Source organism: Pseudomonas sp. TH32 (assembly GCF_016650855.1).
Classification (GTDB): Bacteria; Pseudomonadota; Gammaproteobacteria; order Pseudomonadales; family Pseudomonadaceae; genus Aquipseudomonas.
Window position 1 is genome coordinate 3,527,727 of sequence record NZ_JAEKFA010000002.1, and the last position, 12,720, is coordinate 3,540,446.

Sequence of the window (12,720 nt, forward strand, 5' to 3'; positions counted from 1 at the left end):
GGTTTCGATGCAGCGAGATTCGCAACCCCGGGGCACTGAACACAAGAGTTTGGCGCCACAATAATGGCAAAAAGCTACATCCTCGTCGTTTTCAGAATGGTAGAGGTCGATCCTGCTGGGCCCATCGCCCTGAACAACGCGAGGGCACGTTGATCAGCAGCATAGGCCACGTTGATGCGCAGCCAGTCACTGTGTTCGCCCGTCGGGCTGAAAAGCGCCCCCGGCGACAGCAACACCCCCAGCCGACGAGCCCTTGCCTGCAGCGTCGAACGGTCGCCCATCCCAGGACGTGCCCACACAAACATGCCACCCGCCGGCGCCGCAAACACCTCCCACTCCTCGTCTTCCAGCACCTGCAGGGTCATGGCCATTTCCGTGCTCAGGCGCCGCCGCAGGCGTTGCACCCACTTGCGGTAGGTGCCATTAGCCAGCAAGGTGGCCACCACCGCCTCGGCAAACCGCGACGTGCCGATGCCGGTCAAGGTCTTGACCCTGACCAGTTGCGCGATGATCGCCCCACTGGCCGTGAGATACCCCACGCGCAGGGCACTGCTGAGGGTCTTGGAGAAACTGGAGATATAGATCACCCGGTCCTCGTGGGGCAAGGCCGACAGCCGGGTGCAAGTGGCAGGTTGCAGATCGCCATAGATGTCTTCCTCGACAATGAAGAAGTTCTGGGAATGGGCCAATTGCAACAAGTGCTCGGCCACCGCCAGGGACAGGCTGGTGCCAGTGGGGTTGTGATACAGGCTGTTGATGAACACGCACTTGGGCCGATGCCCGCGTAACAGCGCCTCGAGTGCAGGCATGTCCGGGCCGCCGCGCGTGCGCGGCACTTCCAGCAGTTTGACCCCGTGAAAGGCCAGTTGCCGGTACAGGTTGCCGTACCCCGGGCTTTCCACCACAACGGTGTCGCCAGCCTTGAGCAGCGTACGGATCAGCAGGTCCTGGGCGTGGCTCGCGCCCTGGGTGGTCAGGATATGGTCGACCCGGGTCGCCACGTGGATGTGGGACAGACGCTTGAGCAGTTGTTCACGCAGGGCCGGTAGCCCCAGCGGCGTACTGTAGTTGAAGACGGCGGCGGTATCGGTGCGGGTGACTTCACGAATCGCGTAGCTGATGTCATCGCTCTCGCGCCAGGTGTCCGGCAGCCAGCCGCAGCCCAGTTTCAATTCACCCAGTTGATTATCGATGAAAGTGCCCCACCCCGACTCGGCGCCTTCATACCATGGGTTTTCGCTGCTCAGGCCGCGTTCGGCAGGTGGCTGGGCCACAAAGAAACCCGCGCCTTGCCGTGAGGCCAGCACGCCTTGGGCAACCATCCGCTCGAGCGCTTCGATGACGCTGGACTGGCTGAGCAGGTTCTCGTGGGCCAGTTGCCGAACCGAGGGCAACCGCGTCCCGGGGCTGACCCCGCTTTCGCGAATCCAGGCGGCCAACGCGCTGACGATTTGCTGCACTACCGGTACAAGGGCTTGTCGATCGATCCCTAAATCCATGAGCCACTCACTTAAACTGTTGTCATTTAACCCAAACCAGTTAAGCACAGAAGCTCGGCGACAGCCGTGGCCATTTCTTATTAAATCATTGATTTAATTGAATTATTTACCTGCTGATACACATTCAGCCAAGGCATCTGGCCACCTGCGGAAAAGCCCCACAGCGCCTCCAACGCTTTTCTGAATGGCATCAGCGTCAGTTCCTAAATAGCGGTCGCACCACCGTCTACCGCCAAGGCCTGGCCCGTGGTAAATGCGGCGCCGTCGCTGCACAAATAAAGCACCGCACTGGCGATTTCCTCGACCTTGCCAATACGCCCGACCGGGTGCATGGCGGCGGCAAATTCAGCTTTGCGCGGGTCGGCTTCATAGGCCCGGCGGAACATATCGGTGTCGATCACGGCCGGGCACACCGCGTTGACGCGGATTTTCTTTTTCGCGTACTCGATCGCCGCCGACTTGGTCAGGCCGATCACCGCGTGCTTGGACGCGGCATAGATGCTCATCTTCGGCGCCGCCCCAAGGCCGGCCACCGACGCGGTATTGACGATGGCGCCGCCGCCCTGGGCCAGCAGCAACGGCAATTGGTACTTCATGCACAACCACACGCCCTTGACGTTGACGCCCATGATTGCGTCGAACTCGTCCAGGCTGCCGTCGGCCAACTTGCCCTTTTCGATCTCGATCCCGGCGTTGTTGAAGGCATAGTCCAGCCGGCCATAGGTGGCCACGGTCTGCTGCATCAACTGCTGCACATCCGCCTCAAGAGTGACATTGCAACGCACAAACACTGCCTCGCCACCGGCCTGATGAATCAGCGCGACGGTGCCCTCGCCGCCCGCCACGTCCAGGTCGGCGACTACGACTTTCAAGCCTTCAGCGGCGAATGCCAGTGCAGTGGCGCGGCCAATGCCGGCGGCTGCACCGGTCACCAGGGCGACCTGGCCGGAAAACGTCATGCTCATGGGGATGTCCTTCGATGGGGATGCTGGATGAACTCAGTCTAGCCAGAGCGATGACGGGCGCGTCAGCACTATCAAACGCCCGGTTGGCGAACCATGAGCCGCAGTGATAACGCCACCAGCCTCACTATCATCACAGTGGATCGACGGGCATTCGCAGGTGCCCCGGACCTTGCCGGTGCGGCCTTAAGGGTCTATCACTCAAGGTCCACTTCTCAAGAGTCCCTGCCATGACTGCCCAGACCAACCGCCAATTCCTGCTCGCCAAACGCCCGGTCGGCGCTGCCACGCGGGACACCTTCACCTACCAGGAAGTACCGGTGGGCACGCCCCAGGACGGGCAGGTGCTGGTGCACAACGAATACCTGTCCCTGGACCCGGCCATGCGTGGCTGGATGAACGAGGGCAAATCCTACATTCCGCCGGTGGGTATCGGCGAAGTCATGCGCGCCTTGGGCGTAGGCAAGGTCATCGCCTCGAACAACCCGAAATTTGCCGTGGGTGACTACGTCAACGGCGCCCTCGGCGTGCAGGATTACTTCCTCGGCGAGCCGAGGGGTTTCTACAAGGTCGACCCGAAACTGGCACCGTTGCCACGCTATTTGTCGGCGCTGGGGATGACCGGCATGACCGCCTACTTCGCCCTGCTGGACACCGGCGCGCCCAAGGCCGGCGACACGGTGGTGATTTCCGGCGCGGCGGGTGCGGTGGGCAGCATTGCCGGGCAAATTGCCAAGATCAAAGGCTGCCGCGTGGTGGGCATTGCCGGCGGTGCCGACAAATGCAAATTCCTGGTGGATGAGCTGGGTTTTGATGCAGCCATCGACTACAAGAACGAAGACGTGCACGCCGGCCTCAAGCGCGAGTGCCCAAAGGGCGTGGACGTGTATTTCGATAACGTTGGCGGTGACATCCTTGATGCCGTGCTCAGCCGCCTGGCGTTGAAAGCCCGCGTGGTGATTTGCGGTGCCATCAGCCAGTACAACAACAAGGAAGCCGTCAAAGGGCCGGCCAATTACCTGTCATTGCTGGTCAATCGTGCGCGCATGGAAGGGTTTGTGGTGATGGACCACGCAGCGAACTTCGCCGCTGCCGGGCAGGAGATGGCCGGCTGGATGGCTCAGGGCAAGCTCAAGAGCAAGGAAGATATCGTCGAAGGGCTGGAGACGTTCCCGGAAACGTTGATGAAACTGTTCAACGGCGAGAACTTTGGGAAGTTGGTGTTGAAAGTCAGCTGACACACCGCAGATCGTTCTGTGGGCACTATCAATGTGGGAGCCGGGCTAGCCCGCGATCGCATCGCCTTGGTGTCACAGAAACACCGAGTCGTCTGCATCGCGGGCAAGCCCGGCTCCCGCATTTTTTACCGCGCCGGGTTTCAGGCGATCTCGGCAACCACCGCCGCCAGCGCCTTGGCCGGGTCGGCCGCCTGGCTGATCGGGCGACCGATCACCAGGTAATCGGAACCGGCATCCAGGGCCTGGCGCGGGGTCAGGATGCGACGCTGGTCGTCCTGGGCGCTGCCCGCCGGGCGAATCCCCGGGGTCACCAGTTGCAGCGACGGGTGGGCGGTCTTCAGCGCCTGGGCTTCCAGCGCCGAGCACACCAGGCCGTCCAGGCCGGCCTTTTGCGCCAGGGCGGCAAGGCGCAGCACTTGTTCCTGTGGCTCGATGTCCAGGCCGATGCCGGCCAGGTCTTCACGTTCCATGCTGGTCAGCACGGTCACGCCAATCAGCAGCGGCTTGGGGCCCGCGCGCTGATCGAGCACTTCACGGCACGCAGCCATCATGCGTAAACCGCCGGAGCAGTGCACATTGACCATCCACACGCCCATTTCGGCGGCGGCCTTGACCGCCATCGCAGTAGTGTTGGGAATGTCGTGGAATTTCAGGTCGAGGAACACCTCGAAGCCCTTGTCACGCAAGGTGCCGACAATTTCTGCGGCGCAACTGGTGAACAGTTCCTTGCCGACCTTGACCCGGCAAAGCGTGGGGTCCAACTGGTCAGCCAGCTTCAGTGCGGCGTCACGAGTGGGGTAATCCAGGGCGACGATGATAGGAGTCTGGCAGACGGACATTGGAATGGGCTCTCAGGCAAGTCGAAATCGGCGCGGATTGTAGCGCAAGCGGCGGGTTTGCGGGATCCGATGATCGGTAATTCGCGATTTACCCGCCAGATTGCGGGCTCCCGGGCAATTGTGTCAAAACAGATACATTCCCGACATGCCTGCAACACCCCCGAAGACTAGCCTCGCACACGTGAACCACCGTACAGAACTTCCAGCCCCGGGGCTGGGCGCCTATGCTGAACGCAACAACCTCGCCGCCGACCTTCGGCCCGGCGGCCCACCAGGTAGATGATCGCACCATGCAAACCCTGACTCCTGTGCTGAATGACGATCAAAAAGGCTCGCTTGTGGGTGAAGACAAGCGCTGGAACACCCGCGCACTGATCGTCGACGACGACGTGCCGATCCGCGAACTGCTGATCGATTACCTGGCGCGCTTCAATATTCTCGCCAGCGGCGTGACCGATGGCGCGGCCATGCGCCAGGCCATGCAAGCCGAAACCTTCGACGTGATAGTGCTCGACCTGATGCTGCCGGGTGAAGACGGCCTGTCGCTGTGCCGCTGGCTGCGGGCTGAATCGGACATTCCGATCCTGATGCTCACCGCCCGCTGCGAACCCACCGACCGCATCATCGGCCTCGAACTGGGGGCCGACGACTACATGTCCAAGCCCTTCGAGCCCCGCGAGCTGGTGGCGCGCATCCAGACGATCCTGCGTCGGGTGCGGGACGACCGCACCGAGCAACGGGCGAACATCCGCTTCGACAACTGGCGCCTCAACAGCGTACTGCGCCAACTGGTGGCCGACGATGGCCTGGTGGTGCCGCTGTCCAACGCCGAGTTCCGTTTGCTATGGGTATTTATCGAGCGCCCGCGCCGGGTGCTGAGCCGCGAACAACTGCTGGATGCGGCCCGCGGTCGTTCCATTGAAGCCTTTGATCGCAGCATCGACTTGCTGGTCTCGCGCCTGCGCCAAAAACTCGGGGATGACCCCAAGGCGCCGCAACTGATCAAGACCGTACGCGGTGAAGGCTACCTGTTCGACGCCCGGGATATCGGCTGATGCGCAACGCCTTCAACACCCTGTTCGGGCGGCTGTTCGGTGTGTTGCTGGTGGCTATTGTGCTGGCCCACGTGCTGGCATTTTTCTGGTTTCACCACTACGGCCCGCCGCCGCCACCGCCCCACGAGACGTTCATCGAGCAACCGGACGGCACCCTGACGCCCATGCCCAAGGAGCATCGCCGCTCCTGGTTCGGCGGGCCGGTGGTGCCGCTGACCTTCCAGTTCTTTTCGCTGATCATTGCGGCCTGGTATGGCGCCAAGCTGCTCAGCCGGCCGATCCAGCGCCTGAGCGCCGCGGCCGAGCGCCTGAGCCTGGACCTCGACAGCCCGCCGCTGAACGAGTCCGGCCCAAGGGAAGCACGGCAGGCAGCGTCGACCTTTAACCTGATGCAAAAGCGCATCCGAGAACAGGTCACCCAGCGCGCCCGCATGCTCGGCGCGGTGTCCCATGACCTGCGCACACCGCTGTCACGGCTCAAGCTGCGCCTGGAACAGATCGAAGACACCAAGCTGCAGGGCCAGATGCGCCAGGACCTGGACGACATGATCGGCATGCTCGACGCCACCCTGAGCTACCTCCACGAGCAGCGCACCAGCGAAACCCGGCATTGGCTGGACGTTCAGGCGCTGGTGGAGTCCCTGAGTGAAAACGCCCAGGACCGCGGCTCCGACGTGCAATGCAGCGGTGAATGCGCGCCGCTGCAGGTGCAGCCGATGGCCCTGCGTTCGTGCCTGAACAACCTGATCGACAACGCCCTGCGCTATGCCGGCACGGCGCGCATCGAACTGGCGGACACCCCGCAGGCGCTGGTGGTCAAGGTGATCGACCATGGTCCCGGAATTGCGGCGGATAAACGTGAAGCGGTGTTTGAGCCGTTTTATCGGCTGGAAGGCTCACGCAACCGTAATTCCGGCGGCGTGGGGTTGGGGATGACCATTTCCAAGGAGGCGGTTGAGCGCCTCGGTGGACGGCTGAGCCTGGAGGAAACGCCAGGCGGTGGCCTGACGGCGGTGATGTGGTTGCCGAGGGCGTAGGTATCATTCCTGCGCCCTGTTTCCCCTTATTGTTCGGCTTTATCTTCCCGCCGCACCTGAGCCTGGCTGGCGCTCCAGTCCGTCAACAGGCTATACGCCACTGCCAGCAATGTCGGGCCGATAAACAGGCCGATAAAACCGAAGGCGATCAACCCGCCAAACACCCCCAACAGCACAATCACCAGCGGCAGGTTGCCGCCACGGCTGATCAGGTACGGCTTGAGCACGTTGTCCACGCCACTGATGATGAACGTGCCCCACACCCCGAGGAACACGGCGTAGGTGTAGTCGCCCTTCCACGCCAGCCAGGCCGTGGCGGGAATCCACACCAATGGCGGCCCCATGGGAATCAGGCTCAGCAGGAACGTCACGATGCCCAGCACCAGTGCCCCCGGCACCCCGGCAATCAGGAAGCCAATCAGCGCCAGCACCGCCTGGGCAGCCGCCGTACCGATCACGCCATTCACCACGCGTTGCACGGTGCCCGCCACCAGTTCGATGTAATAACCGGCACGTTCGCCGATCAAGCGCTCCAGCAAGCGATGCACAAACATCGCCAGTCGCGGCCCGTCACGGTAGAAAAAGAACACGAACACCAGGCTCAGGGTCAGCTCCAGAATCCCGCCGCCGATCTGCGCACTGCGGGCCAGCAACCAGTTACCCACCTGCCCCAGGTACGGCTTGAGGGTGACCATCAGCGCCGCGCCTTGCTGGTCGATGCTGTCCCACATCGCCACCAACCGCTCGCCGACAAAAGGGATGGAGCCAAGCCAGGCCGGCGCTTCGGGCAAACCATCCACCTGAATATCCTTGATCAGGCCCACGGCATCGCGCACATGATCTGCGAGGTTAAAGCCCAGCCATACCAGCGGCAACGCCACCAACAGCATCCAGACCAGGGTCAGGATTCCGGCAGCCAGGGACTCACGCCCGCCCAGCCAGCGGGTGAGCAAACGCATCACCGGCCAACTGGCAAACGCCAGCACCGCGCCCCAGAACAGCGCCGACCAGAACGGCGCCATCACCCAGAAGCTGGCACCGAACAACACCAGCAGCAGGATTTGCACCAGCAGGCGATCGTTATTGAGCATGTGGTTTCTCGAAAAGAAGTCTGTAAGAGGAAGAGCTTAGGCGAACGGCACGGGTCCGTTCGCCCTGGAACGGTCAGCGTATCAGATGCAGGTGCAAACCCTTGGCTTCGGCGGTGCCGGTTTCCAGGCGGGCCGCGCGTACGCCCTGATCGATCAAGCCCTGGCGCCATGCCTCAGCGGTAGGCCCGGTCAAACTGACCCGCAAGGTGGCGTCCAGGTTCAATCCACGGGAAATCAGGGTGAGCCAGGTGGCGTCAGGTTCGGCGCCGAGCTTGGGGAAGTCCAGCTCGCCGGTGCTTTTCAGCTCCCGCAGCAGCGTGGCGGAAGTCGGCAGCAAGTCGCCCAGCGGTGCGCTGGCGTCCAGTTGCTCCACATGCAGATACGCCCGACGGTTGCCCCGGGTGATGCCGTACAGCGCGACCAGGGAATTGTCCTGAGGCGCCGCCAGGCGCAGCAACAGGTATTCCTGTTGACCATCGGCGCCTACCAGCTTGGCGTTGCCAAACACTTCGTTGGCCCACAGGCTGCTTTCGCCGCAATCCCGGGCCTGGCACCAGAACAGCAATTGCGCGCCCTGGGCCTGCAAGGCCTCACGGGTGGCGGTAAAGGCGGCGCTGGAGGTGTGTTCGGCAGGCAGTTCGTAGGTAATGGCCGTATTCAGCCCACGGGCGGTGGCCTGGCCTTCATAGCGCAGCTTGCCGCTGATCTTGCGGATCGAGCCCAGCGGGTAGATGCGTTCTTTTTCTTCGGCGGGGCGGTAGTCGACGATCTGCGCGTCGACCTGACGGGCCACGGCGGGCAAGTCCTGGCTACCCGGTACGTCGGCGGCGAACACCAGCGGGCTGAAACAGCACAGCCCCAGAATACGGATAAATCCCTTCGGCATACTCATCGGATCAGTGCGCCCTGGCCATTGGGGTGCGCTGCGGTGCTGAGATCGTTCATGGTTGACTCCCTTTCGATCCGCCCAGCCTCGGCAGTTGACCCCGCCAAGTCAAGGCGTGGAGAAGAACCGATTGAAACAGTCTGCAACAAGGGTAGCGCCCGGCTCGTCATTCAGGTGCAAATGATGGCCACCGGGCAAGGTAGTCACCTGGAACGGAAGCCCGGAAAGCAATTCGGAATGTTTCGCCAGCATGCCGTCTTCGGCGACCACCAGTTGTGTCGGACAGCCGACCCGGCGCACGAAGGCCATCGCCTGTTCTTCTGTCAGACGCATGGGGGAAGCCAGGGTCAGACGGCTGTCACTGCGCCAGGTGTAACCGCCCGGCACCGGCATAAGGCCACGCTGGGCCAGCAATTCCGCTGCTTCGCGACTGACTGCCACCACGCCTTTCATCCGCGCTTCCACCGCACGATCAAGGGTGCTGTACACCGGTTTGCGCTTGTCTTGCAGGGCCAGTTGCGCCTGCAACGCCATCCCAAGACGTTCGGCGGCGTTATCGGCAGTGCCGGTCGGCGGGATCACGCCATCGATCAATCCCAGGTGCGTCACCCGCTCCGGCAAGGCACCGGCCAACACCAGGGAAACGATGGCGCCGAGGGAGTGACCAAGTAATGCAAAACGTTTCCAGCCCAGTTGTTCGGCCACTTGCAGCACATCGTGGACGTAATCCCACAGGGAATAACCCGCACCGACGGGTCGATGGGCCGAGTGACCATGGCCGGCCATGTCCAGGGCGACAATGCGCAGGCCATCAAGCTTCGGCGCCAGGCGCGCAAAGCTGTTGGCGTTGTCCAGCCAGCCATGCAAGGCGATGACCGGCAGGCCGTCTTCGGGGCCAAACAGATGCGCCGCCAACTCGATGTGCGGCAGGGCCAGGCGGACTTCTTCGACGGGCGCGGTCATGCGCAACTGCGCTCGCGCTGGCGGGCTTCCCAACGGGTAAACAGGTTTTTGATCAAGGTCGCGGTGTCCTGGGGGCGCTCAAGGGGAAACATGTGGCCGCCGGGCATGGTCAGCATTTCGCCCATGGGCATGCGCCCCACGCCGCTGGCATGGTGACGCATCACCACCCGGCTCTGGCGGCCGCGCACCACCGCCAGCGGCACCTTCAATTGCCGGACCTGGCCTGGGCTGGTGTGGGGCACGCCACGGTAGATGCTGATTTCGGTGGCCGGATCAAACCGCAGGCGCAGGCGATCACCCACCGGCTCCAGGCCATGTTGCAGGTAAGCATCGAAACATTCGGGATCAAAACCGCGAAACAGGGTTTTGCCGGCAAAGTACTGGCGCGCTGCCGCAAGGTCGGCGAACTCTTCACGACGGCCGAGGGTGCGACCCGCCGGGGTCAGCCGGTCGATAAAGCCAAAGCGCTTGGCCGCGCGAATCACCCAGCGATCGGCCAGGGTGAGTACCGGCGAATCAAGCATCACCACCCCGCGATACAACTGCGGGCAGCGCATGGCCGCGTGCAGGTGCAGCACGCCACCCAATGAATGGCCCACACCCCACACCGGCTCCGGCTGTTGTTCAAGGTGGTGGATCAGTTCGTCCACCAGGTTCTGCCAGTTGTCATCCACCGGAAACCGGGGGTCGTGGCCGTGCTGCGGCAAATGCGCGACGGCGTACTCCGGGGCCAGGGCGGCAAACAATTTGCCGTAGGTCGCCGAAGGGAAGCCATTGGCGTGAGCAAAAAACACGTGCTGCGACATACCTGATCCATCACCGTAAACAGAGCGTTGATTCTCCCCAGACCGGGCAGTCACGGCAATGACTGTAACTGCCAGGAATGATGACACTCACGCCATGCCTATCGCGCCGGCGGGTTCTCGCCCAGCGGCACCACCGCCATGGTCAGGCGCGATACGCAGCTGGCCTTGCCTTCATCGCTGGTCAGGCGGATATCCCACACATGGGTGGTGCGCCCGATGTGAATCGGCTTGGCCACCGCCGTCACCCGCCCGCTGCGCAAACCGCGCAGGTGGTTGGCGTTGATTTCCAGGCCCACGCAGTAGAACTTGCTGGCGTCGATGCACAGGTAACTGGCCATGGAGCCCACGGTTTCCGCCAGCACCACCGACGCGCCGCCGTGCAGCAGGCCGTAGGGTTGATGGGTGCGGTGGTCGATCACCATGCTGGCGGTCAGGGACTCGTCGTCAGCGCTTTCAAAGCGAATATCCAGCACTTCACCAATGGTGTTTTTCTGGATCGCATTGAGTTGTTCGATATTGGGTTGGGTGCGCCACAGGCTCATTGATCAGTCCTTATTGGTGTTATGTCAGTGCTCAATCCTGCCACAGCACGGCCTCGGAGCGCTCGCTCCAGGCCTGAAACTGCGACCCGTAAACGGATTCGATCACGTTGCGCTTGATCTTCAAGGTCGGCGTGAGAAAGCCGTTTTCCACCGCCCAACTGTCTTTCACCACCACCAGTTGGCGCAAGCGTTCATGTTTATCCAGCACCTGGTTAACCTCTTCCAGCAAGCGCTCAAGACTCCCCTGCAACGCCTGGCGCCCTTGGCCTGTCGTATCTTGCAAGCCTCCTGCGGATAACACGCACAAGCCTATGGGCGCGCTCAAGCCATCGCCCACCACGCACACCTGTTCGATGCGCACATGCTCGGCCAAACGGTTTTCAATCGGCGCCGGGGCCACGTATTTGCCTTTGCTGGTCTTGAAGATCTCCTTGAGCCGCCCGGTCAGCCGCAAACGCCCATCGGCGCCCTGCTCGCCTTTGTCACCGGTGCGCAGGAAGCCGTCCGCAGTGATGGTCTCGGCGGTTTTTGCGGGGTCCTTGAAATAGCCGAGCATGGTCGCGCCGCTGCGCACCTGGACTTCACCGTCATCACCGATACGCACTTCAACGTCCGGGCATGGCGGGCCGATCCAGCCAAGTTTCTGTTGGCCGGGGCGGCATACGTGGGAATAGCCGCAGCTTTCGGTCATGCCATACACCTCCAGCACATCCAAACCCAGCCTGCGGTACCAGAGCAACAGCGCTTCAGGCACCGGGGCTGCGCCGGAGATCGCTACACGCACTGCGTCCAGCCCCAGCCCGGCGAGAACCTTGTGCCCGACGCGTTTGCCAATAAAGGGCAGGCGCAGCAGGGTGTCGAGACGGCTTGCGGGCATTTTGCTGTAGACGCCCATCTGGAATTTGGTCCAGATGCGCGGTACGCCGAACAACGCTGTAGGCCGTGCCCGCTTGAGGTCGGTAAGAAAGGTGTCGAGGCTCTCGGCGAAAAATACCGTTTGCCCGGTGTAGATCGAGGCCATTTCCACAAACATGCGCTCGGCCACGTGGCACAGCGGCAGGTAGGAGAGCAGGCGATCGCCCTCCCCAGGCCGAACAACTCAGTGCCGCGGATGGCCGCAAAGGCCAGGGCGCCGAAGCTGTGCATCACGCCCTTGGGCAGCCCGGTGGTGCCGGAGGTGTAGATGATGGTGGCCAGGTCGGACGCAGCCGGTGCGGGGTTGTCCTGGATGGGGGAGCAGGCTTGCAGGTCGGCCCAGGTGAAATCGAACTCACCGTCGGGGCACAGCGGCAGGCTGATGGTCGGCAGATCGGCCTTCACTCCGGCAGACATGGCCGGCCAGTCATCCAGCTTGCCGATAAACGCCAGGGCGGCTTCGGAGTGCTCCAGTACGTGGGCCACGGAGTCGGCGGTGAGGTTGGGGTAGAGCGGCACCGAGACATGGCCGGCCATCCAGATGGCGAGGTCGGCGATGATCCAGTGGGCGCAGTTTTTCGAGATCAGGGCAATGTGGGAGCCCTGGGGCAGCTCACGGGCTCGCAACCAGTGGGCGGCGCAGCGGGCCTGGTGGCCGGCTTCGGCCCAAGTGAGGGTTTGCACCTCCCCGCCCTTGATGGGTTGCACCAGGAACCGTTGGCGCGGGTGTCGCGCTTCACGTTCGAAGAAGACCTGCAACGGCAAACGAAAAGCGACAGACATGGACGCGCTCCTGTGTGTTCCGATGGTAGCCAACCAAGCACTTGCTTGGGTGGACTATTTCATGGGAGCGCAGGGGGTGCAAGTTCTGAAGTTTCGGGGGTATA

General features: G+C 62.7%; 11 protein-coding genes and 1 pseudogene. 3 read left to right on the plus strand and 9 right to left on the minus strand.

What is annotated here, in order from left to right:
* Nucleotides 1-74: 74 nt before the first annotated feature.
* Both JFV30_RS19630 and JFV30_RS19635 read right to left on the minus strand, forming a co-directional pair.
* The gene (locus tag JFV30_RS19630) at nt 75-1,499 is read right to left on the minus strand and encodes an aminotransferase-like domain-containing protein (protein ID WP_201124977.1); all 1,425 of its coding nucleotides are present in this window, start codon (nt 1,497-1,499) and stop codon (nt 75-77) included.
* Nucleotides 1,500-1,702: 203 nt separating this feature from the next.
* The gene (locus JFV30_RS19635; RefSeq protein ID WP_003217185.1) at nt 1,703-2,464 is read right to left on the minus strand and encodes an SDR family oxidoreductase; all 762 of its coding nucleotides are present in this window, start codon (nt 2,462-2,464) and stop codon (nt 1,703-1,705) included.
* A gap of 227 nt (nt 2,465-2,691) precedes the next feature.
* On the opposite strand from JFV30_RS19635, the gene JFV30_RS19640 reads away from it, so the two are divergent.
* Complete coding sequence (locus tag JFV30_RS19640) at nt 2,692-3,699, plus strand: NADP-dependent oxidoreductase (protein WP_076015253.1); 1,008 nt, start codon at nt 2,692-2,694, stop codon at nt 3,697-3,699.
* A gap of 140 nt (nt 3,700-3,839) precedes the next feature.
* Here JFV30_RS19640 and pyrF read toward each other — a convergent pair whose 3' ends face one another.
* The gene (pyrF, locus tag JFV30_RS19645; RefSeq protein WP_201124978.1) at nt 3,840-4,538 is read right to left on the minus strand and encodes an orotidine-5'-phosphate decarboxylase; all 699 of its coding nucleotides are present in this window, start codon (nt 4,536-4,538) and stop codon (nt 3,840-3,842) included.
* 290 nt (nt 4,539-4,828) lie between these two features.
* Here pyrF and JFV30_RS19650 point away from each other — a divergent pair, with 290 nt between their 5' ends.
* Both JFV30_RS19650 and JFV30_RS19655 read left to right on the plus strand, forming a co-directional pair.
* Complete coding sequence (locus JFV30_RS19650; protein ID WP_201126221.1) at nt 4,829-5,593, plus strand: response regulator; 765 nt, start codon at nt 4,829-4,831, stop codon at nt 5,591-5,593.
* Nucleotides 5,593-6,630 carry a sensor histidine kinase gene (locus JFV30_RS19655; RefSeq protein WP_010166333.1) on the plus strand — a complete coding sequence of 346 codons (1,038 nt, stop codon included), beginning with the start codon at nt 5,593-5,595 and terminating at the stop codon, nt 6,628-6,630. The genes JFV30_RS19650 and JFV30_RS19655 overlap by 1 nt, the downstream gene beginning before the upstream one ends.
* A gap of 26 nt (nt 6,631-6,656) precedes the next feature.
* Here JFV30_RS19655 and JFV30_RS19660 read toward each other — a convergent pair whose 3' ends face one another.
* The 6 genes and pseudogenes from JFV30_RS19660 to JFV30_RS19685 all read right to left on the minus strand — a co-directional run bounded on the left by JFV30_RS19660 (nt 6,657) and on the right by JFV30_RS19685 (nt 12,616).
* Nucleotides 6,657-7,721 (minus strand): AI-2E family transporter, encoded by a 1,065-nt coding sequence (locus tag JFV30_RS19660; RefSeq protein WP_010166331.1) that lies wholly within the window; start codon nt 7,719-7,721, stop codon nt 6,657-6,659.
* Nucleotides 7,722-7,794: 73 nt separating this feature from the next.
* Complete coding sequence (locus JFV30_RS19665) at nt 7,795-8,613, minus strand: DUF4892 domain-containing protein (protein WP_201124979.1); 819 nt, start codon at nt 8,611-8,613, stop codon at nt 7,795-7,797.
* A gap of 102 nt (nt 8,614-8,715) precedes the next feature.
* Complete coding sequence (locus JFV30_RS19670) at nt 8,716-9,570, minus strand: alpha/beta hydrolase (RefSeq protein WP_201124980.1); 855 nt, start codon at nt 9,568-9,570, stop codon at nt 8,716-8,718.
* Nucleotides 9,567-10,376, minus strand: coding sequence for an alpha/beta fold hydrolase (locus tag JFV30_RS19675; protein WP_010166326.1), 810 nt, complete (start codon nt 10,374-10,376; stop codon nt 9,567-9,569). Before JFV30_RS19675 ends, JFV30_RS19670 begins: the two co-directional genes overlap by 4 nt.
* 98 nt (nt 10,377-10,474) lie before the next feature.
* Complete coding sequence (locus tag JFV30_RS19680) at nt 10,475-10,918, minus strand: hotdog fold thioesterase (RefSeq protein ID WP_010166324.1); 444 nt, start codon at nt 10,916-10,918, stop codon at nt 10,475-10,477.
* A gap of 31 nt (nt 10,919-10,949) precedes the next feature.
* A pseudogene (locus tag JFV30_RS19685) lies at nt 10,950-12,616 on the minus strand (AMP-binding protein).
* Nucleotides 12,617-12,720: the final 104 nt, after the last annotated feature.